Consider the following 19,536-nt stretch of genomic DNA (forward strand, 5'->3'; position numbering starts at 1 on the left):
ACACAGTTTGTCTTTATTTTCTTAAGGAACTCGCCCAATCGGCGTAGGGTGCATTCTACGGATTTTTTATCCTTTGTCAAATGATTTTTTCTAAAAATTTTGAGAGATGGTTTATTATTTTTACTATCTCTCTATTTAGCGATAAAAACCCATAAAATGCTTGCTCTTTTTTTACAATCGTTGATGGTTGCTTGCTTAATTGAAAATTTAATCCTAGGATTAAGTAAGAATTTTAATTAACAACAATGCCATGCTAGAGCTAAACCAACACTATTATAACACAATTCCATACAATTTGTGGACAGGTCGTTCCGATTCTTTACCTAATGAGCGATTTTTTCAAAATATTTACACCTACAATCTCCAACAGCAACCCATAGCAGATGTTAAGGAATCAGTTTGTCTTATGGGATTTGCAAGTGATGAAGGGGTACGCCGCAACTTGGGCAGACCTGGTGCCAAAGATGGCCCCAATGCAATTCGCCAGCAACTGGCAAAATTAGCTTGCCACAAACAAATCCACCTTGCCGATCTTGGTAACATCTGCTGCCCAGACGATAATCTGGAATTGGCTCAACACCAACTGATTCAAATAGTGGATCTTTGCCACAGCCAAAATAAAAAAACCATCATATTAGGCGGCGGGCATGAAGTTGCTTGGCCACATTTCAAAGGTTTATCGTCCCATTATCCCAAAGTAGGCATCATTAATTTTGATGCGCATTTTGATTTAAGACCATTACTTAATGGTACAAAATCAACGTCTGGTACTGGCTTTCGACAGATGGCAGACTATTGTCAAAGTCAAAACTATCCTTTTACCTATTGTTGCCTTGGCATTCAACCTCAGGCAAACACGGCACAGTTATTCCAAACTGCTGAGGCACTTGGGGTAACCTTCATGACTGCTTCAGAGATGCATGAGAATACCACAGCCTGGCAAACGGCTTTTATTGACGAATTTATTTTAAACCATCACTTTCTCTATTTAACCCTATGTCTTGATGTGCTTGCCGAGGCTTTTGCACCTGGCGTAAGTGCACCGCAGGCTACTGGGATATCCCCCTGGCAGATGCAACCGCTATTGAAATATATTCTGCAAACTGGCAAAGTAGTAGCTTTAGACATTGCTGAGCTATCACCACCACTGGATCAAGATGATAAAACAGCTAGGCTTGCCGCTGTTTTGTTAGCTGACTTAATAAGATATTTTTAATATTCAACAAGGAGCGCATCAAAATGAAGGGTTTCATTTTAGGGTTAATCTTACTATTTACTCTGCCAATAACCGCCTTCTCGGCATCTAACAATCAAACAACCCCTGCATCAACAACAAATGCTGCTCAACCTAACACGGATCAGGCTGGCAACCAACCACCGGCTGGCAACCAACCACCGGCTGGTAACCAACCACCGGCTGGCAACCAACCACCTGCTGGTAACCAACCACCTGCTGGTAACCAACCACCGGCTGGTAACCAACCACCTGCTGGTAACCAACCACCGGCTGGTAGCCAACCACCGGCTGGTAACCAACCACCTGCTGGTAACCAACCACCGGCTGGTAGCCAACCACCGGCTGGCAGCCAACCACCTGCTGGTAGCCAACCACCGGCTGGTAGCCAACCACCTGCAAGTAGCGAACCACCGATTAACGGTGCAAATTCTAACCAACCTCCTAAACCTGTTGTTATTAATTGCGATTATAAAGTTGGCAACTCCCCCGATGCGGTCTCAACAGATTTAATAAAAAAATGGGCGTCTCAAGCAGCTGAACAAGCCTTTTCTTTATCATTCGATAAAGTTGATCAGAACATGACTTCTCTAGAAAAGTGCTTCACTAAAAATGGTTGGAAAAGCTTTAATACAGCCCTTCAACGCTCAGGAAATTTAGATACTATCAAAAAGGAAAAACTAAATGTCTCTCCAACGATCACTGGCGATGTCTCAATTAACCAAGAAAAAGACAACCAATGGAAAGTGACGCTGCCTATGACTGTGACGTATATGAATGATAAAAACAAAATTAGTCAAGAGCTGAATGTTAGTCTATTGGTTGGTCGGAAAGTCTCTGGTGATCTTGGTATTATGCAATTAATTGCAGCGCCAGCAAAAGTCACGCCAATACAATCCTCCAAACAACCCACGCCGGCTAATCCAGATAGCAAGCCAGCGGCTAAGCCTGCCAGTAACTAGCATCTGAATAACTGCCTTCCTTTTCCTTCTCCCCAGACATGGGGAGAAGGTACCACAATGAGGGAAGTTATTTAGAAGTCCTGAGCTTGTCGAACCTTTATGCTTTCACCAATGGCAGATCAGCCCAGCTGGTCGTGTACTTAGGTGAACATAAATTAGCTCGCATCTGCCAGGCAGGCTGACGACTACCTTGGGCGGCCAAATAAAGACTATGGCGACCGTAGCGTTGCTTTATTTTCCCAGTTACTTGCATGAGCTTATCACGCTTTTGTTGCGTTTCAGGGCAAATCGGGTTAAATAAGTCATTTTGCTGGAACCGCTTATCAACTAACTCAACCAATAGCACACCCGTTTTATGGTATTGATAACCCGGTAAAAAAATATGCGCCAAACAATGCTTGGCTATTGTTGTTATATGGCATAAATCATCGGTTGGATGAATCAGGCGAACACCACTTGACCGACTGTATTGTGGCAAATCACGTCGAAATGGATTAGTGCGTAAAAAAACAGACAAATAAACAACTTGGTGCTGCTGCTGCCTTAATTTATCCCAAGCTCTAGCACAATGACTGGCTAATGCCTCTGATAATGCTTCTTTTGTTGTTTGCAGTTTACCAAATGATTTCGATGACAAAATGCTTTTTTTAGGCTCACTGTCCTCCAATTCAATACATGCCCTGCCATTTAGCTCGAGCACTGTTCTAAGCATCACGACATTAAAACGGCGACGTACAAACTCTGTATCCAATTTGGCTAGATCAGCGGCTGTGGTTATGCCCAAAGCAATCAGCTTTGCTGCCCAACGTTGGCCAACCCCCCAAATATCTTGAATGGCAATTTGCTCAAGCCAATGCATTTGGCCATCGATATTAAAAACCGATACTCTTAACTTCTTTTTAGCAATATGATTGGCTAATTTTGCCAACGTCTTACTACGACCGATGCCAATTGACACGGGGATTCCCGTTTGCTTGAAAATAGTCGCTTGCAATTGCTGACAAAAAGCGTCCGCTTGCAAAAGGGACAAACCTGTTAGATTAAGAAACGCTTCATCGATTGAATAAATCTCCACGGCGGACCAATGCTGTTCAATCACTGTCATCACACGCTGTGACATATCACCGTATAAGGTGTAATTTGATGAAAACACAGCGACCTTATGGCGCTGACAGAGGCCACGGACTTGATGAAAAGGTACGCCCATTGCAATACCTAATGCCTTTGCCTCATTAGAACGGGCAATCACACATCCATCATTATTGGATAACACCACAATAGGCTTATCTCGCAAACAAGGTTGAAATAAGCGCTCGCAAGAAGCGTAGAAGTTATTGCAATCAACCATTGCAAACATCTCTCTCCCCTCTATAAATTCAGGACAGAGAATGGATAACATTAGTAACCACTCCCCAAATAACCAAATCAAATGACTCAGCAATATCGATGGGAGGATAGTCCGGGTTTTCTGCCAGCAATTTAATCTCTCCTTTCTGGCGATAGAGCCGCTTAACAGTCAATTCTCCATTCAAAGCAGCAATGACAATTTTGCCATGGGTTGCCTCGAGACTGCGATCAACTACTAAAATATCACCCGAATGAATACCCACTCCGACCATCGAATCCCCTGAGGCACGGACTAAAAAAGTGGCGGCAGGGTGCTTAACCAAATGCTCATTGAGATCAAGGTGAGCCTCGATATAATCATCAGCTGGTGAAGGAAAACCCGCTTTGACATGGCTGCCATACAATGGCACCATGAGCGATGAATGTTGTGCTGAGCGGAGAAACTGTAAAACACTGGCAACTTTCGACTGAGGAATACGCACTACTTTTGTTGACTCACCATAGCGGCCTTGCCCTTGTGGCCGGCCCGCCCCCCGGCGGGCGCCCCCATGACTCATACCCACCTCTTGATTGATGTTACATATTTCAAGTTTAATACAATGGAGGAATTAAGTAAAGTTACTTAGCATCATCGCCAAGCGAGGCTCCTACTTTTTCAACTTTAATATAGATGGTCGAATTGACATCATTAGGATTACCGACTTGGATACTCATGGTATTAGGTTGCGTTGGTGGCTGGCCTTGTGCCGATCCGAGCACAACCCATTTGTTCAAAGGAACCGTCATCGTCGTTTCGGCTCTTTGTTGGCGAATTTGCTCATTGTTGACTCGATTTACGTTATCTCGAACACGATACAACTGTAAACGAACTTGTGAGCCTTGTAATTCAGGGCGAACGAAAAAACTCTTATTCACTTGCTTGCGCTCATAGGCAACACCTAAATTGAACCAACCGGCACCCACAGCAGCAACATAGGGTTTTTCATTGCCTGTACTGATATATGCAGCATTACCATTATCCACTCTAACAGACTGATACTGCTGTTGTTGATCACGTGATTGCGTACTAATTACCTGCCTAAATTGACCATTCGATGGGGGCAGCTGATTAGCTGGCCCTTGGAAAATCGATATCATAAAAGTGACCGGCGGAATATCCAAGTTATGAATGATTTCGCGTATTGCTGTTAAAGTACTCGGTTGAACACTGACAACGAGTGTTTGTCCAGAAGCACTGACTTTATCACCTGGTTTCAAAACAGGTTGTATCAACTGTTTAATTTTGTCAGCCGGTTGATACTGAAGTGTAATCACTTTATCAATGTTACCTGAAGGAGGAAGTGCATAAATAAACAACGGGAAACAACATATAAAAAGTGTCAGAAGCTTTTTCATCGCCTTAATTCCTTTTAAATTAAACGAAAATTATTACACAATATAAATCTGGCACATAATGGAAAAGAATTCAACAAATAAGATTTGCTATACTTAAAGATGGTTAGTTTATTTTGAGAGCAACATGGATAATTTATCCCGAGACCAAATCATTGACATGTCAGATGAAGATAGTATTGGCTTGATATATTCACGCAGTGATTTGCACCAGTATTTAGTTGAGTTGATCGATCATAAGAAATGCCACTATATCCACAAAGGTAACGATTTGAAATCGTATGATTCTGTCGAAGAAGCTGTACGGTGTGCTCGTCAAAAGGGCGCTGTAAAATGCTACCTTTGCCTGGATAATACGTATGATGAATGTGGGGCCGATTTGGTGTCGCAACGATTTAGTTATTTACCCATCAACTATTAGGGTCTCTACCCGTGATCAGTCAGCAACAATAATTCCAGGACCAACGATGAAGATAAAGGGGTTTCGCTAGTCCTGGGATCTTCTCATCAATCAAGAAAATAGGTAAAGTATACCCCAAGACAAAAACCACAAGGGGTTATTATGATCCGAACAATGCTGTGCTCGATGTTAGTATTATTAATGGGCAATAGCTGGTCTGACACCATTGACAATTACCAACATATCAGCAAATCCATTCCCAAAATGGAAATTAAAGCCGATGAACAATCCCAGGCTTGGGCACGATCGGCCAGGCATGTTTTGACGATTACCAATGAAAGTATTGCCGAGACATTAATTGCGTTAAATAGTGAGGCCGCTAAACAGGGAAAACCTTTCTTTTGTTTACCTCAAAATCAGCAACTTAGTGCAGAACACCTTGGTCAATTGATTCAAGAATACACCCAGAATTTAGGCCAACAACCCGCCAATAATCGACCCACTGTCTCCAGAATAGCGTTTGAAGCCGTGGTAAAAAAATACCCTTGCCAATCAGGTAACCGAAATACCTTTTCTTCATTGATGCAAACAAACGCGGACATGCAGCATGCAGATGCTGAACGATAGCTCTGGTGAGGTAATCAACTCACCAGGCATTTCAAAATCAGGACCTCGATTCAGCAACCCTTCATCTGCCCTGTGAGCATCTTCGCCCCATGTCTGGGGGGAAGGGAACATCAAGCAAGATATTTAGAAGTCTTGAAAATAAAGAAATTACTGGCTAGCTTGCTCAAAAGCATCAATTGCTTCAGCAGCATACATTAATGAAGGTCCTCCTCCCATATAGACTGCCATAGCAAGCGTCTCCATCAATTCTTCTTTTGAGGTACCTAGCTTAACTAATGCTTGAGAATGAAATCCTATACACCCAGTGCAATGATTTGCAACAGCAAGTGCCATGGCAATGAGCTCTTTTGATTTCTTATCTAAAGCACCATCGGCTGTTGACGCTTTAGCCAAAGATGAAAAAGCAGCCATAACATCTGGCATCGCTTTGCTGAACTTGCCTAATTGTTTGTTGATATTGGCGGTTATATCGTAATAGTTTACTGACATACGCTATCCTTATTTATTAAAATTAATGCACATTCGCTGCTAAATTTTTAACATGATTTAGTAACCAATGACCTGCATACTCAAAATTTGCTTGCTCATTGATTCGTAATAATTCATTGTATTTGCTGATTCGATCGGATCGACATAAGGATCCCGTTTTAATCTGACCACAACCCGACCCCACTGCAAGATCAGCAATAAACGCATCTTCCGTCTCACCTGAGCGATGCGAGATGACTGCCGTGTAGTGATGCTGCGCAGCCAGTGTTATTGCTGCTTGGGTTTCAGTCAGGGTGCCAATTTGGTTGACTTTAATTAAGATGGAGTTTGCCACGCCTTCTTTAATCCCTTCTTTTAAAATCGCTTGATTCGTCACAAATAAATCATCACCCACTAATTGCAACTTGGTTCCTAATCGTTGGGTTAAGTCAATCCACCCCGCCCAGTCTTGTTCATCTAGACCATCTTCGATGCTGATAATGGGATAATTGGTAGCAAGGGTTTCATAGTAATCAATTAAGTTGTCACTGCTAAGCCACCTATTTTCTGAAGCCAAATGGTATTGACCGTTATCATAGAGCTCTGAAGCAGCCACATCAAGGGCAAAAAGGATATCCCGTCCTAAAACATAACCTGCCTTTTCAACGGCTTGTGAAATAACATCCAATGCATGTTCATTAGACTTTAGATTTGGAGCAAAACCGCCTTCGTCACCAACGGCAGTACTAAGGCCTTGTGCTTTTAATACCGATTTCAAGTGATGGAAAATTTCACTGCCCATTCTCAAGGCAGTTGGAAAATTATCCGCACCAACAGGCATAATCATGAATTCTTGAATATCGACATTATTATCTGCATGGGCGCCGCCATTGAGAATGTTCATCATAGGGACTGGCATACGAATGGGATATTGATTATTTTTAAGTAGCTGATAAAGCGGAACTTGTGCCCATACGGCATGGGCTCTTGCGACAGCCAACGATACAGCTAAAATTGCGTTTGCACCAAGGTTTTGCTTATTATCAGTCCCATCTAGCTCGATCATGATTCGATCAATAGCGGTTTGATCTTCAACCGATTGCCCCTTTAATGCGGGTTGAATGATGGTGTTAATCGCTTTCACTGCTTTCAAAACACCTTTGCCTAGATAGCGCTTGGGATCATTATCTCGAAGTTCGCACGCTTCTCGACTACCTGTCGATGCACCAGAAGGGACACTTGCCATGGCAAAAGTACCATCATCTAAAGTCACTTCCGCTTCAACAGTTGGGTTTCCACGAGAATCTAATATTTCACGGCCACGTATGGATTTTATTAGCATCAGACGCTACCTCAGTCATAAGTCTTTGAAGGGCATACGAACCTCCCAAGGTGTGAGAAGAAAAAGTGTTCAATGCAGCAGTTTAGATAAACTAAAAAACGGAATTGAAAACTTTTTATCACGAAGAAACTGGGGATTTTTCGTAAGTTTTGCTCCATAGTTTACCTTAGCTAGAACTGCTGTCAATCCATTGGAAAAATCCTGTTTATACTACTAGAAAAAAGTGTCCAGCACGGGCGGATAAGAGGTCGCTATTTTGCAGTGATTCATTAGAACATATAATGCTTGAGATGCTTAAGTCCTTTCTACTTTTCATTTTATCGAAGAAGCGTATAATAGGGACGTTCCCTAGTTAATCTGGAAAATAACATGTTCCAAATAGCAGATGCATCCAATGCAATGCAGGATGGCCGTCTTCGGCAAGCACAATTAAAGATGCTATCCATATTGAAAGTCGTCGATCAGATATGCCAAAAACATCATTTGGATTATTGGCTAGAAGGCGGAACTTTGTTAGGTGCTGTGCGTCACCAGGGATTTATACCATGGGATGATGATCTTGATATTTCGATGACGCGCGATAGCATTAATCAATTCATCGATATCGCCAAGAAAGAATTACCGTCCCATTTATTCTTGCAAAGCGCCCATACCGATAAAAACTACTTCAACCTGGCTGCTCCTTATAAAATACGGGATAATAACAGCCGATTTATTGAATTCCATGAAAACGGCGATCAACCTTTTCATCAGGGCATTTTTATTGATATTTTTGTCTATGATAAATTACCAGTCAAAATCAATGAAATGCGCCAATGGCAGTTACTAAGCAAAAAACTATTGCGCTTATTACGGCCTAAATACACCTCATTAAACCTTGGGCACAACGCAACACTCTATAACCTTATCAGTCGATGTTTGTCAAAATCTTGGCTTGAGCAGCAACTAAATCAGTTATTGGCTAAAAGTGCCCAATTAGAGAGTCCCTGGCTAGGCTATGGCTTTGATTGCGTGAATAATAATCGCGTTCATTATAATGACATATTCCCCTTAAAACGAATTCAATTCGAAGATAGTCTTTTTCAAGTTGCCAATCGCTATGAAACCATTCTAGAACAATTATATGGTAACTACATGCAATTGCCTGCTGAAAAAGATCGAAACATGCAACACTGTAAAGAATTAATCATTGACTTAGAAGCATTTCAACAACAACTTGCTAATGCAACTTTATCAGAAACAGAGGCCAATTAGACATGACGACTCGCTTAGTAATTTTCGACTTAGATGGCGTATTAGTTGACTCTCGAGAACACCATTTTATCGCCTTGAATCGAGCAATCTCAAGCATCGCACCTGGATTTGAAATTAGCACTAAAGACCATTTGCAACAATTTGATGGACTGTCCACCAAAACCAAGCTCGCCAAACTGAGCCACGAAAAGGGATTAGATAGCAAACTACATCAAGCAATTTGGCAAAAAAAGCAACAGCTTACCTTTGAAGTCATTGAAGAAGTATTGCAAGAAAACCCTCAAATAAGCGCTTTATTTAAAAAATTAAGAGAGGATGGTCTAAAAATCTACGTCTGCTCCAATTCAATTCGCGAAACCATCAAATTATGTTTGTTGAAATTGAATTTAATGAAATACGTCGACTATTTCATTTCCAATGAAGATGTTACCTCAGCCAAACCTCATCCAGAAATGTATTGGCAGGCAATGATAAAAGAACGTGTGCTTCCTAAAGAAACATTAATTGTTGAAGATTCCTATGTCGGTCGAACGGCAGCTATCTCATCGGGAGCGAACTTGTGTGCCGTGAAATCACCCGATGAAGTTTCCATTGCGAAAATTTATGAGGCTATGGCTAAACCAATCCAATCCTGCAGCTGGACGGATGATAGCCTGAATGTGCTCATCCCAATGTCTGGTGCTGGCAGCCGTTTTCTCAATGTTGGCTATACGTTCCCCAAGCCATTAATTAGTATTAATGATAAGCCAATGATCCAATTAGCTGTAGAAAATCTCAATGTACATGCTAATTTTATTTTTGTTGTACGCCGTGATCACTATGAACAGTATAACCTTGAATCCATGCTGAAGATCATTACCCCTGGCTGCAAAATTGTCATCACAGATGGCGTAACGGAAGGGGCTTGCTGCTCAACGTTGCTTGCTGAAAATTATATCGACAATGACAACCCCTTGTTAATTGCCAATTCCGATCAGTTTATCGAATGGGAAAGTGGTGCATTTTTCCATGCAATGAATGCACCTGGTGTTGACGGAGGTATCCTCACCTTTGAAAATACCCATCCTAAATGGAGTTATATCCGTTTAGACGAAAATCGCAATGTGAGTGAATTAAAAGAAAAAGAAGTCATCTCGAACCAAGCCACTGTTGGCATCTACTATTGGACAAAAGGAAGTGATTATGTCCGCTATGCCAAACAAATGATTGCTAAGAACATTCGTGTCAATAACGAGTTTTACGTTGCACCTGTTTACAACGAGGCAATAGCGGATGGAAAAATTATTAAACCTTGGGCAGTCGACAAAATGTGGGGCTTAGGCACACCCGAAGATTTGGATTATTTTTTAGCCAATTATCCCATGAACATGGCTAAATCTTGCTGATAATTTCAGGACTTGCTTGTTGAAATTGGCAGAATCGATAGTTTACTATCGATGCAGTTAGTGCATGGCACATGCCCTAACAAAAACAACAACCTACGCTGGACGAGGAATAATACTATGCAGAATTGGGTTTCAATCATACTGATGCAACATCTTGTTTATGCCATTCTACTCATTGTAGCTGGATTTGTCGTAGCCAAAAAGGCCGCTTATACTATCGAAAAATATTCTAATAAGCATTTTTCTAAACACCACGCCGCCCTAATGAAACGGCTGGTATTTTACATCATTGTAATCCTTTTTTTGATCTCTGCGCTACATCATCTCGGTTTTAATTTAACGGTATTACTTGGTGCGGCAGGGGTGTTGTCAGTAGCGGTTGGTTTTGCTTCCCAAACCGCGGCATCCAATTTAATTAGTGGCATTTTTTTGCTTTTTGAAAGACCTTTCTCTGTTGATGACTATATTGAAATTAAGGGCTTCTCCGGGACTGTCGTTGCGATTGATTTACTATCGACAAAAATTAAAACAAACGACAATCGGTTAGTTCGCATTCCCAATGAAACCATGATTAAATCGGAAGTCATTAACTATTATGCTTATAAAACAAGACGCATCGATTTAATCGTTGACATCAGTTATGACGATAATATTGATAAAGCGCGATCGCTTCTGCTTGAGATCGCCAAGCAAGACAATAGCGTTCTTACGGATCCGCCACCCAACGTATGGGTTAATTCGCTAGCCGACTCAGGCATAGAATTAAAATTAATGACCTGGGTAAAAACCAGTGACTACAGTGCAACTAAGAGTGCTTTGCAAGAAGCCATTAAAGTGCAATTTGATAAGCATAAGATTGATATTCCATTTCCCCAAATTACCATTCATCAAGCAGAGGCATAATGGATCCAATCACGCAAGGTTGTTTAGGCTCAGCCTGCGCGCAAGCAATCCTTCACAAACAACCTGCACGAGTGGTGTGGATTTCAAGTGCTATTGCTGCCATGGCACCTGATTTAGATATTTTCATACGCTCACGGAATGAACCATTATTATCGTTACTTTATCATCGTCATTTTACCCACTCAATATTCTTTATTCCCATCGGTGCTATCCTTGTCACCCTCTTCCTCTGTTCCTTTATTCGCCTTTTCAGAGCACATTGGTCTCTCACCTTTTTAGCCTCTTTGATTGGCATAGCAACGCATGGATTATTGGATGCCTGCACCAGTTATGGGACTGTGTTGTATTGGCCTTTTTCTTTAACCCGCGTGAGTTGGGACATCGTTTCAATAATAGACCCCATTGTTACCTTCCCATTAGCCATTGGAACAGCACTTAGCGTTATATTCTTTAAACGACATTATGTCTTGATTGCTATTTTTTGGGTCGGTATCTTTTTGAGTTTTAACACCTACCAACACCACCAAGCTATCCAATTAGCCAGTCAATATTTTCAACAATATGGAAATATCAGTAGGATACGAGCCATTCCAGAGATGGCCAGCTCAACAAAATGGCGAGTTGTCACCTTAATGAATGATACGATTTATACAGCGATAGCGTATGTTCCAATTTGGGGTGCCAATCAATTCAAATTGACTGGGAAGTACCCTCAATTTCAACAAAGCGAACTTCCTAATTTTGTGATTAAATCACCAACGCTCATGCATGATTTCCGAATCTTCGCGTGGTTTACCGATGGGTGGTTAATACGCGTGCCTTCTGAAGGCTTGATTATCGCAGATGCGCGTTATATCTTCTATCAACCGCCTATTGCCCTGTGGGGAATTGGCCTAAATGAAAAGAAATTGCATGTAATAAAACACCGTTTTATCAAATTGGAAAACAAAAAATGACAACTGCATTCTTAGCCACCGGTGATGAAATTGTCCATGGGGATACCTTAAATAGTAATAGTCAAACTATCTCTCAAGCGTTATCGTCTGAAGGTATTCCTCTTGGTTTTCACCTAGCTTGCAGCGACAAAGAAAAAGATTTACTTGCTGCCCTAGAATTCCTTGGACAACATCACAATATCATTATTACCTCAGGCGGCTTAGGTCCAACCAGTGACGACCGAACTCGCTTTGCTGTCGCCCGTTATTTACATTGCGATTTAGTTGAACACCCAAATGCCGTTGCACATATCGAAGCCTTGTTAAAACAATCGAATTTAAACTTAAAAGAGGAAAACGCCCAACAAGCGATGTTTCCCAAAGAAGCCATATTACTGGATAACCCGAATGGCACGGCCATGGGTTGTATTATCCCGTCGATTAATCATTTGCCAACGATTATTTGCCTTCCGGGACCACCCCGAGAATGCATGCCCATGATGATTGAACAAGTTCTTCCTTACCTAACGAATCAAGCTAAGTCTGTTAAAGTTATCAAACGATGGATGATCTATGGCCAACCCGAAAGCCGGATTGCCCATATCCTTGATGAGAGTTTACGCGATTTTGATTGTGTCACAGGCTACCGAATGGACACACCTTACGTCGAATTTAAAGTAAAAATGAAGCCAGAAGATGAAAAGATGATTGTCGACATCGTTAAACCCATCATCCAACCATTTTTGCTCAGTGACGATACCGAAAAAGCATCTGACAAACTTCGTTCGCAAATAAGCCGGTTACCCTCTCCGATTACCATCCTTGATGAAGTGACAGGTGGGTTGCTGCAAAATTTAGTGCAAACCCCAGAGACTATCGACAAAGTCCACTTTCTTCCCAATCATGAAGCAATGATCGTCTTTCACTTAAAAGGATTTGATGAGTACTGGCACCCAAAATCCCCCCATTCTGAGACCACAAACTGTGTTATTGATTATCAAAGTCATGAACACCAGGGTAGTGAGAGCCATTCGCTCCCCCTGCGTAGAAAAGCCTATGCGCCGCTATATGTCACGGAGTGGCTCAGTTTCCGCTTGCTTCATCTCATCAATCAACTGCATTAAGTGATAACTGAGCTTTTCCGTCCCAAATTTAGTAAGGGCTGAAATGGCGAATACGGGACCTTGCCAATTCAGTGCTTTGACGATGTCATCAATCTTCTGCTGCCTAGCTTGTTCATCTTCGATGAGATCAACCTTGTTAAGCACTAAGATGCATGGCTTATCAGTTAAGGATTTATCGTAGTTTGTGAGCTCGTTGGTAATTTCATTGGCATTTTTGATGGGATCGGAACCATCAATTGGATTAATATCAATGACGTGTAGTAACACGGATGTTCGCGAGAGATGTTTTAAAAAGCGGTGGCCTAAACCCGCGCCTTCAGATGCCCCTTCGATAAGGCCTGGAATATCCGCCATCACAAAGCTTTTATAATTTGAAACACGGACAACGCCCAAGTTCGGATATAAGGTCGTAAATGGGTAATCAGCTACTTTGGGTTTGGCTGCTGAAACAGCTCGAATTAGGGTTGACTTGCCGGCATTAGGTAACCCCAATAATCCAACATCTGCCAGTACTCGAAGTTCAAGTTTTAAATGACGCCGGTCACCTTGCGAACCAGGGGTTGTTTGTCTAGGGGCACGGTTTACGCTGCTCTTAAAGCGGGTATTCCCGAGTCCATGAAAGCCACCTTGGGCAACTAACAGCATTTTATCAGCCTCATTGACATCGCCTATCATCTCACCCGAATCAACATCATAAACTATCGTTCCAACGGGGACATCAATGATTAGGTCGTCGCCTTTTTTTCCAGTACAGTTACTGCCCATCCCATGCTGACCATTGTCAGCCTGATATTGACGCTGATAACGAAAGTCCACGAGTGTATTGATATTGGCATTGCCGCGCAAAAAGACAGACCCACCATCACCCCCGTCACCCCCATCAGGCCCCCCTTTAGGGACAAATTTTTCGCGACGAAAACTAAGGCAGCCGTTACCGCCATTACCCGCATTGACTTTAATTAGTGCTTCATCGACAAATTTCATAGTGATTAAACAAGATTAGGTTAGGTCGGAAATAGAGACAGTCGGTTGTTTCATATGACAATTGCAAGATCCAATAACACGTAAAACAACCCACATAAACAACAAATCACCCGTCTTTGAATTATCCTATCAAACGGGTGATCCGTATCGCTAAACTAAAGTGTGGTGATTAATGCGCAGTTTCTTCGGCTTGTATCTCAACGTATTTACGCTTTGGATAGCCCTTTTCGACAAACTTTACTTTGCCAGAAACTAACGCATATAACGTGAAATCCCGGCCACAGCCAACACCTGAACCAGCATGAAACTTAGTGCCACGCTGTCTTACTAAAATCTCACCGGCCGAAACCAATTGATCACCATAACGCTTCACACCCAGATACTTAGGATTGGAATCGCGTCCATTACGGGTACTACCACCCGCTTTTTTGTGTGCCATGGGTATCCCCTCTTATTCGTTAATAGCTGTAATCTTAACTTGTGTATAATTTTGTCGATGGCCCATTTGTTTCATATGGTGCTTACGACGACGAAATTTGATGATCTTTACTTTCTTATGACGGCCATGATCAACGACTTCTGCTTTCACACGGGCTTTTTCTAAAATAGGCTGGCCACACGATACTTTGTCGCCTTTCACTACCATCAAAACCTGATCAAAAGTCACTTCTTTACCCACTTCAGCAGGCAACGTTTCCACTTTAAGCAAATCCCCTTCTTTCACTCGGTATTGCTTGCCGCCTGTTTTAATGACCGCATACATATTCATTTCTCCAACTGACATAACGTCATACAAAGTTCAACAAAGGTGCATATTCTATGAAATTTATCGCAAGACTTCAAGTTCAATTTAAATTATTGTATACTTAAGCGCTTTTTCACTTATGTGAAGTACTCGTTAGCATGACTAAACGATAGGTTAACACGCTATTTTGCGGGATTCATAGCCTTTCGAGAACATGATAACATTTTATAAACTTGTTGTTTGTTTGGTCGCGAACAAACACCCATTGTGGGAGATGTATCAATGTCTGTAATTCAACTTGAAGCAGAAGCTCGAGAAGACATGGGGAAAGGTGCGAGCCGCCGCCTACGTCGAATAGAAGGAAAAGTACCTGCTATTGTCTATGGTGGTAGTAAAGAGCCAATATCCATTACGTTAAAACATAATAAACTCGTCAAGGCACTTGAAAATGAAGCCATCTACTCGAGCGTGATTGATTTGGCATTAGGTAAAAAGAAAGAGCATGTGATTATCAAATCCATGCAACGCCATCCATATAGACCCATTATTATGCATGTTGACTTCCAACGCGTAACTGGATCGGATGTCATTGTTAAGCAAATTCCAATTCACTATACGAATGAAGAACAATGTAAGGGCGTTAAAGCAGGTGGTGTCTTATTCCACACCATGACCCAATTAGAAATTCGCTGCAAGGTTAAAGATCTGCCTGAGTTTATCGAAATTGACGTCGCTAATTTGGAAAAAGATCATGTCCTCCACTTGTCCGACATTAAATTGCCGAAAGGGGTAGAGCTGGCGGTGGAAATTGGCGAAGATGGATCGCATAACTTACCTGTTGTTTCTGTTCACCAGCCTCATATGGCAGAAGTTGAAACGGAAGCACCTGAAACAGCCGCAGATGAAGTACCTGCTAAAGAAATGAAAGGTGAACAAGCCAAATCAGATGAAGGTGAAAAGGAAGAAAAAGGCGAGGAATAAACTCGATGTAAGAACCTCACGAAGCTCTTTGGGGCTTGTGCTTTCATGTTGGTCGGGTCTAGGCCCGACCTTTTTTTAGCGATTAATGAAAATTTCACACCAGACCACGCCCTAGGGTCATAATTTCTAAATACTATGAATAACGTCACCATCAGACTCATTATTGGATTACGTAATCCTGGACCAGCCTACGAACAGACAAGGCATAACGCTGGCGCCTGGTTTGTGGAAAGAGTACAAAAGCAATTTGGTCATGGGTTTGTTGTTGATAAGAAACACCAAACTCAAATGAGTGAGTGTCGCATTGACGGGCAAACGTTTATTGCTATGATGCCTACAGGTTTCATGAACCATAGTGGCCGTTCGACCCTATCCGTTGCCCAGTACTATAAAATAGCACCTCAAGAAATATTAGTTGCCCATGATGAACTCGATTTAGATCCGGGTCGAGTTAAGCTTAAAACCGGTGGAGGACATGGTGGACACAATGGCTTGAGGGATATCATCAGCCAACTAGGCAGTGCAGATTTTCATCGACTGCGAATTGGCATTGGTCATCCAGGCCATAAAGATATGGTGACACCTTATGTATTAAGCCAACCTTCATCAACCGATAAAAGGTTGATTTATGACGCGCTTGAAAGAAGTATTCCTGCGATGTCCCTGATTATCAAAGGGGATATGGCTAAAGCAATGACCATGATTAATAGTTAGAGGATGAGGATATGGGTTTTAAATGTGGCATCGTTGGGTTGCCAAATGTGGGCAAATCAACACTATTTAATGCACTAACCAAAGCAGGTATTGAGGCAGCCAACTTTCCTTTCTGCACCATCGAGCCCAATGTCGGCATGGTTACTGTACCAGACCCACGTCTTGATGACTTAAGTGAGATTGTCAAGCCAAAGCAAACCTTAGCCACAACCATGCAATTTGTTGATATTGCGGGCCTAGTCAAAGGTGCCTCCAAAGGGGAGGGATTAGGCAATCAGTTTTTAGCAAACATTCGCGAAACAGATGCTATCGCGCACGTGGTACGTTGCTTTGAAAATGATAATATCGTTCATGTCGACGGAAAAGTCGATCCGATCAATGATATCGAAGTGATCAACACGGAACTTGCGCTCGCTGATATGGAAACACTCGACAAAGCGATAATCAAAGCTTCCAAAAATGCCAAATCGGGTAACAAGGAAGCTATCTTTGAGAAATCCGTCTTGGAAAAGGCAAAGGCTCACGTTGATGCGGGCAACCAAATGAGAACACTCGCGCTCGACGAGCAAGAAGCATTGGTGATTAAGAGGCTGTTTTTACTCACCAATAAGCCTGTATTATATATTGCCAACGTCAATGAGGATGGATTTAGCAACAATCCCTTATTGGATAAAGTCACTGAACTAGCCAACAAAGAGGGAGCATCCATTGTCAGTTTATCAGCCGCTATTGAATCAGAACTCATCGATTTAGACCCCGATGATCAAAAAGCCTTCCTGCAAGAGTTAGGCTTAGAAGAACCGGGTTTAAATCGACTTATTCGTGCAGGCTATGAATTATTAGGATTGCAAACCTACTTCACCGCAGGCGTCAAAGAAGTGCGCGCATGGACTTTCCATAAAGGAGATACAGCGCCCCAAGCTGCTGGCGTCATTCACTCTGATTTTGAAAAAGGCTTCATTCGCGCTGAAGTCATAGCCTACGCAGATTTTATCCAATATAAAGGAGAGCAAGGGGCAAAAGAAGCGGGAAAATTGCGCGTTGAAGGAAAAGATTACATTGTCCAAGATGGCGATGTCATGCACTTTCGCTTTAATGTGTAGGTATCAAGGGCTTTTAGGGACGCAGAGAATAATTCCTTTCATACGTGAACGTTTGCGTTACCGTCTGCGTTTCCGAAATAGTTTGGCTCCAACAATAAAACCCTATTAATGACATGATACCAACCATCTTTATGAATTTTTCCTATAATGCCTGAAACCAATTATTCATTCCCTTCTAACTTTTATTCATTAAACTTTTTGTAAGGCATGAATCGAATCGGTAACGCAAACGTTCACGCATAAGTCATTTATACTCATTCATAGCGCCTGTGGTGTAACCATTAACCTCTTTATTTTCTATATGAAACACCGCATAATGACGGATAAGATTTTAATAGGCACTACTTACTAAAGGGAAATTATGAGCCACTCTTTCATTTCAGCAATTGTTATTATCATCGGCTATCTGTTTGGTTCTATCTGTTCTGCTGTCATTGTAAGCCGCGCATTTCACTTGCCCGACCCACGCAGCGAGGGCTCAAAAAACCCAGGTGCAACCAATGTATTGCGACTCAGTGGTAAAAAATATGCATCCATGGTGATGGCCGCTGATGTTCTAAAAGGCACCATACCCGTTTTATTTGCGAAACTGATGCCTGTGTCAGAATTAGTTATCACCTATACTTGCCTTGCAGCTGTTCTTGGCCATATGTTTCCAATATTTTTCGGATTTAGGGGCGGTAAAGGGGTCGCAACCGCAATTGGTGGCTTATTGGGACTTCAGTTCATTCTTGGCGTGATGGTCATAGCCGTATGGATTATAGTCGCTAATTTTACTCGTTACGCATCACTTGCCTCGATTTTATCAATGACCGCCATGCCCTTATTAGCTCTGTGGACTACTGAAAACGTTGCTTTATTTATGCCACTATTTTTTATCACCATGTTTATCTACTATAAGCATCGTGATAATATCACTCGCCTGATGGATGGTGAAGAATCAAAACTATCGATTGGTAAAATTTTTCCCTCCAAACTAGCGGAACAACCTATAGCAACCGCTGACATCAAGACATCGGTAAAAACCAGTAAACAAGCTACTAGAAAGACTAGCAAAAAGGCAAGTGCCTCACCTGTTAAACAAAGCAAATCCAAGGATGCCAGCCCAAAAACAACAAAAACAACAAAAGCAACAAAAGCAACAAAAGTAACAAAAGTAACAAAAGATGATAAAAAGTAGCATAGCTCGGGTAAAATACATGAATGATCACGGGTATATTTTTGTCCTATCTAAATAAAATAGACGCTTACACTTGACATACTTCGCGATATTGGGCAAAATTCTGACCTTTTAGAATGATATGATTTTGGAGTAATCTCTGTGGCAAACATCAAATCCGCTATTAAACGCGCTCGACAAAGTGAAAAACGACGTCAACAAAATGCCAGTGCTCGGTCCTTTTATCGCACTTATGTTAAAAAGGTGATCAAGGCGATTGCATCTGGTAATCATGAAGAAGCCCGCGCAGCTTTCGCTGAAGTGCAACCTGTTTTAGATAAAGCGGCAGGTAAAGGCATTATCCATAAAAACAAAGCGGCCCGTTTAAAAAGCCGATTGAATGCTCGCGTTAAAGCGATGAAGGCATAATAAGCTTACTATTGTTTCTAAAATCATAACATGGTGCACCGTAAAAAC

Annotated in this window: 22 protein-coding genes; 14 read left to right on the top strand and 8 right to left on the bottom strand. The window is 41.9% G+C overall.

Annotation, left to right across the window (positions count from 1 at the left end):
* Positions 1-250: 250 nt before the first annotated feature.
* Both hutG and AB3348_RS09085 read left to right on the top strand, forming a co-directional pair.
* On the top strand, positions 251-1,216 hold the full coding sequence (gene hutG / locus AB3348_RS09080) for a formimidoylglutamase (RefSeq protein WP_367607290.1): 966 nt from the start codon (positions 251-253) through the stop codon (positions 1,214-1,216).
* A gap of 23 nt (positions 1,217-1,239) precedes the next feature.
* The gene (locus tag AB3348_RS09085; RefSeq protein WP_367607291.1) at positions 1,240-2,196 is read left to right on the top strand and encodes a DotI/IcmL/TraM family protein; all 957 of its coding nucleotides are present in this window, start codon (positions 1,240-1,242) and stop codon (positions 2,194-2,196) included.
* 97 nt (positions 2,197-2,293) lie between these two features.
* Here AB3348_RS09085 and AB3348_RS09090 read toward each other — a convergent pair whose 3' ends face one another.
* The 3 genes from AB3348_RS09090 to AB3348_RS09100 form a co-directional block, all read right to left on the bottom strand.
* Positions 2,294-3,553: a Y-family DNA polymerase gene (locus AB3348_RS09090; protein ID WP_367607292.1), complete on the bottom strand. Its 1,260-nt coding sequence runs from the start codon at positions 3,551-3,553 to the stop codon at positions 2,294-2,296.
* A 19-nt stretch (positions 3,554-3,572) separates the two neighbouring features.
* Positions 3,573-4,100, bottom strand: a complete 528-nt coding sequence (locus AB3348_RS09095; protein WP_367607293.1) for a LexA family protein — start codon at positions 4,098-4,100, stop codon at positions 3,573-3,575.
* Positions 4,101-4,161: 61 nt separating this feature from the next.
* Positions 4,162-4,938 carry a type II/III secretion system protein gene (locus AB3348_RS09100; protein WP_367607294.1) on the bottom strand — a complete coding sequence of 259 codons (777 nt, stop codon included), beginning with the start codon at positions 4,936-4,938 and terminating at the stop codon, positions 4,162-4,164.
* A gap of 124 nt (positions 4,939-5,062) precedes the next feature.
* Between AB3348_RS09100 and AB3348_RS09105 the strand changes: the two genes are divergently transcribed.
* A complete protein-coding gene (locus AB3348_RS09105) occupies positions 5,063-5,356 on the top strand; it encodes a hypothetical protein (RefSeq protein WP_367607295.1) in 294 nt (97 codons plus the stop codon).
* 141 nt (positions 5,357-5,497) lie between these two features.
* Positions 5,498-5,962, top strand: a complete 465-nt coding sequence (locus AB3348_RS09110) for a phosphatase (protein WP_367607296.1) — start codon at positions 5,498-5,500, stop codon at positions 5,960-5,962.
* A 147-nt stretch (positions 5,963-6,109) separates the two neighbouring features.
* Here the strand turns inward: AB3348_RS09110 and AB3348_RS09115 are convergent, their stop codons facing one another.
* Both AB3348_RS09115 and eno read right to left on the bottom strand, forming a co-directional pair.
* A complete protein-coding gene (locus AB3348_RS09115; RefSeq protein WP_367607297.1) occupies positions 6,110-6,451 on the bottom strand; it encodes a carboxymuconolactone decarboxylase family protein in 342 nt (113 codons plus the stop codon).
* A 22-nt stretch (positions 6,452-6,473) separates the two neighbouring features.
* A complete protein-coding gene (gene eno, locus AB3348_RS09120; RefSeq protein WP_367607298.1) occupies positions 6,474-7,772 on the bottom strand; it encodes a phosphopyruvate hydratase in 1,299 nt (432 codons plus the stop codon).
* Between the two features lie 369 nt (positions 7,773-8,141).
* On the opposite strand from eno, the gene AB3348_RS09125 reads away from it, so the two are divergent.
* The 5 genes from AB3348_RS09125 to AB3348_RS09145 all read left to right on the top strand — a co-directional run bounded on the left by AB3348_RS09125 (position 8,142) and on the right by AB3348_RS09145 (position 13,373).
* Positions 8,142-9,026 carry a phosphorylcholine transferase LicD gene (locus tag AB3348_RS09125; RefSeq protein ID WP_367607299.1) on the top strand — a complete coding sequence of 295 codons (885 nt, stop codon included), beginning with the start codon at positions 8,142-8,144 and terminating at the stop codon, positions 9,024-9,026.
* Positions 9,027-9,028: 2 nt separating this feature from the next.
* Complete coding sequence (locus AB3348_RS09130) at positions 9,029-10,411, top strand: HAD-IA family hydrolase (RefSeq protein WP_367607300.1); 1,383 nt, start codon at positions 9,029-9,031, stop codon at positions 10,409-10,411.
* Positions 10,412-10,528: 117 nt separating this feature from the next.
* Positions 10,529-11,314, top strand: coding sequence for a mechanosensitive ion channel family protein (locus tag AB3348_RS09135; RefSeq protein WP_367607301.1), 786 nt, complete (start codon positions 10,529-10,531; stop codon positions 11,312-11,314).
* Positions 11,314-12,270 (top strand): metal-dependent hydrolase, encoded by a 957-nt coding sequence (locus AB3348_RS09140; RefSeq protein ID WP_367607302.1) that lies wholly within the window; start codon positions 11,314-11,316, stop codon positions 12,268-12,270. Before AB3348_RS09135 ends, AB3348_RS09140 begins: the two co-directional genes overlap by 1 nt.
* Positions 12,267-13,373: a competence/damage-inducible protein A gene (locus AB3348_RS09145; RefSeq protein ID WP_367607303.1), complete on the top strand. Its 1,107-nt coding sequence runs from the start codon at positions 12,267-12,269 to the stop codon at positions 13,371-13,373. The genes AB3348_RS09140 and AB3348_RS09145 overlap by 4 nt, the downstream gene beginning before the upstream one ends.
* Here the strand turns inward: AB3348_RS09145 and cgtA are convergent.
* From cgtA to rplU, 3 genes are all read right to left on the bottom strand, one after another.
* Entirely contained in the window at positions 13,314-14,357 is a 1,044-nt protein-coding gene (gene cgtA, locus AB3348_RS09150) for an Obg family GTPase CgtA (RefSeq protein ID WP_367607304.1), read from the bottom strand. The genes AB3348_RS09145 and cgtA overlap by 60 nt on opposite strands.
* A 169-nt stretch (positions 14,358-14,526) precedes the next feature.
* The gene (gene rpmA, locus AB3348_RS09155; RefSeq protein WP_367607305.1) at positions 14,527-14,796 is read right to left on the bottom strand and encodes a 50S ribosomal protein L27; all 270 of its coding nucleotides are present in this window, start codon (positions 14,794-14,796) and stop codon (positions 14,527-14,529) included.
* A 12-nt stretch (positions 14,797-14,808) separates the two neighbouring features.
* Positions 14,809-15,120 (bottom strand): 50S ribosomal protein L21, encoded by a 312-nt coding sequence (gene rplU / locus AB3348_RS09160; protein ID WP_367607454.1) that lies wholly within the window; start codon positions 15,118-15,120, stop codon positions 14,809-14,811.
* Between the two features lie 264 nt (positions 15,121-15,384).
* Between rplU and AB3348_RS09165 the strand changes: the two genes are divergently transcribed.
* The 5 genes from AB3348_RS09165 to rpsT all read left to right on the top strand — a co-directional run bounded on the left by AB3348_RS09165 (position 15,385) and on the right by rpsT (position 19,488).
* A complete protein-coding gene (locus tag AB3348_RS09165; protein ID WP_367607306.1) occupies positions 15,385-16,083 on the top strand; it encodes a 50S ribosomal protein L25/general stress protein Ctc in 699 nt (232 codons plus the stop codon).
* Positions 16,084-16,218: 135 nt separating this feature from the next.
* Positions 16,219-16,797: an aminoacyl-tRNA hydrolase gene (pth, locus tag AB3348_RS09170; protein ID WP_367607307.1), complete on the top strand. Its 579-nt coding sequence runs from the start codon at positions 16,219-16,221 to the stop codon at positions 16,795-16,797.
* Between the two features lie 11 nt (positions 16,798-16,808).
* Positions 16,809-17,900, top strand: coding sequence for a redox-regulated ATPase YchF (gene ychF / locus AB3348_RS09175; RefSeq protein WP_367607308.1), 1,092 nt, complete (start codon positions 16,809-16,811; stop codon positions 17,898-17,900).
* 361 nt (positions 17,901-18,261) lie between these two features.
* A complete protein-coding gene (plsY, locus tag AB3348_RS09180; protein ID WP_367607309.1) occupies positions 18,262-19,080 on the top strand; it encodes a glycerol-3-phosphate 1-O-acyltransferase PlsY in 819 nt (272 codons plus the stop codon).
* Positions 19,081-19,221: 141 nt separating this feature from the next.
* Entirely contained in the window at positions 19,222-19,488 is a 267-nt protein-coding gene (rpsT, locus tag AB3348_RS09185) for a 30S ribosomal protein S20 (RefSeq protein WP_367607310.1), read from the top strand.
* Positions 19,489-19,536 lie beyond the last annotated feature (48 nt).

It is taken from the genome of Legionella sp. W05-934-2 (assembly GCF_964199965.1).
Classification (GTDB): Bacteria; Pseudomonadota; Gammaproteobacteria; order Legionellales; family Legionellaceae; genus JAFIFT01.

Coding starts and splice junctions, on each gene's coding strand:
- AB3348_RS09135 (WP_367607301.1), top strand. CDS start 10,529: ATGCAGAATTGGGTTTCAATCATACTGATGCAACATCTTGTTTATGCC.
- AB3348_RS09130 (WP_367607300.1), top strand. CDS start 9,029: ATGACGACTCGCTTAGTAATTTTCGACTTAGATGGCGTATTAGTTGAC.
- AB3348_RS09140 (WP_367607302.1), top strand. CDS start 11,314: ATGGATCCAATCACGCAAGGTTGTTTAGGCTCAGCCTGCGCGCAAGCA.
- AB3348_RS09100 (WP_367607294.1), bottom strand. CDS start 4,938: ATGAAAAAGCTTCTGACACTTTTTATATGTTGTTTCCCGTTGTTTATT.
- AB3348_RS09165 (WP_367607306.1), top strand. CDS start 15,385: ATGTCTGTAATTCAACTTGAAGCAGAAGCTCGAGAAGACATGGGGAAA.
- AB3348_RS09125 (WP_367607299.1), top strand. CDS start 8,142: ATGTTCCAAATAGCAGATGCATCCAATGCAATGCAGGATGGCCGTCTT.
- AB3348_RS09115 (WP_367607297.1), bottom strand. CDS start 6,451: ATGTCAGTAAACTATTACGATATAACCGCCAATATCAACAAACAATTA.
- rpmA (WP_367607305.1), bottom strand. CDS start 14,796: ATGGCACACAAAAAAGCGGGTGGTAGTACCCGTAATGGACGCGATTCC.
- cgtA (WP_367607304.1), bottom strand. CDS start 14,357: ATGAAATTTGTCGATGAAGCACTAATTAAAGTCAATGCGGGTAATGGC.
- rplU (WP_367607454.1), bottom strand. CDS start 15,120: ATGTATGCGGTCATTAAAACAGGCGGCAAGCAATACCGAGTGAAAGAA.
- AB3348_RS09110 (WP_367607296.1), top strand. CDS start 5,498: ATGATCCGAACAATGCTGTGCTCGATGTTAGTATTATTAATGGGCAAT.
- ychF (WP_367607308.1), top strand. CDS start 16,809: ATGGGTTTTAAATGTGGCATCGTTGGGTTGCCAAATGTGGGCAAATCA.
- AB3348_RS09095 (WP_367607293.1), bottom strand. CDS start 4,100: ATGAGTCATGGGGGCGCCCGCCGGGGGGCGGGCCGGCCACAAGGGCAA.
- eno (WP_367607298.1), bottom strand. CDS start 7,772: ATGCTAATAAAATCCATACGTGGCCGTGAAATATTAGATTCTCGTGGA.
- pth (WP_367607307.1), top strand. CDS start 16,219: ATGAATAACGTCACCATCAGACTCATTATTGGATTACGTAATCCTGGA.
- AB3348_RS09105 (WP_367607295.1), top strand. CDS start 5,063: ATGGATAATTTATCCCGAGACCAAATCATTGACATGTCAGATGAAGAT.
- hutG (WP_367607290.1), top strand. CDS start 251: ATGCTAGAGCTAAACCAACACTATTATAACACAATTCCATACAATTTG.
- AB3348_RS09085 (WP_367607291.1), top strand. CDS start 1,240: ATGAAGGGTTTCATTTTAGGGTTAATCTTACTATTTACTCTGCCAATA.
- AB3348_RS09145 (WP_367607303.1), top strand. CDS start 12,267: ATGACAACTGCATTCTTAGCCACCGGTGATGAAATTGTCCATGGGGAT.
- AB3348_RS09090 (WP_367607292.1), bottom strand. CDS start 3,553: ATGTTTGCAATGGTTGATTGCAATAACTTCTACGCTTCTTGCGAGCGC.
- plsY (WP_367607309.1), top strand. CDS start 18,262: ATGAGCCACTCTTTCATTTCAGCAATTGTTATTATCATCGGCTATCTG.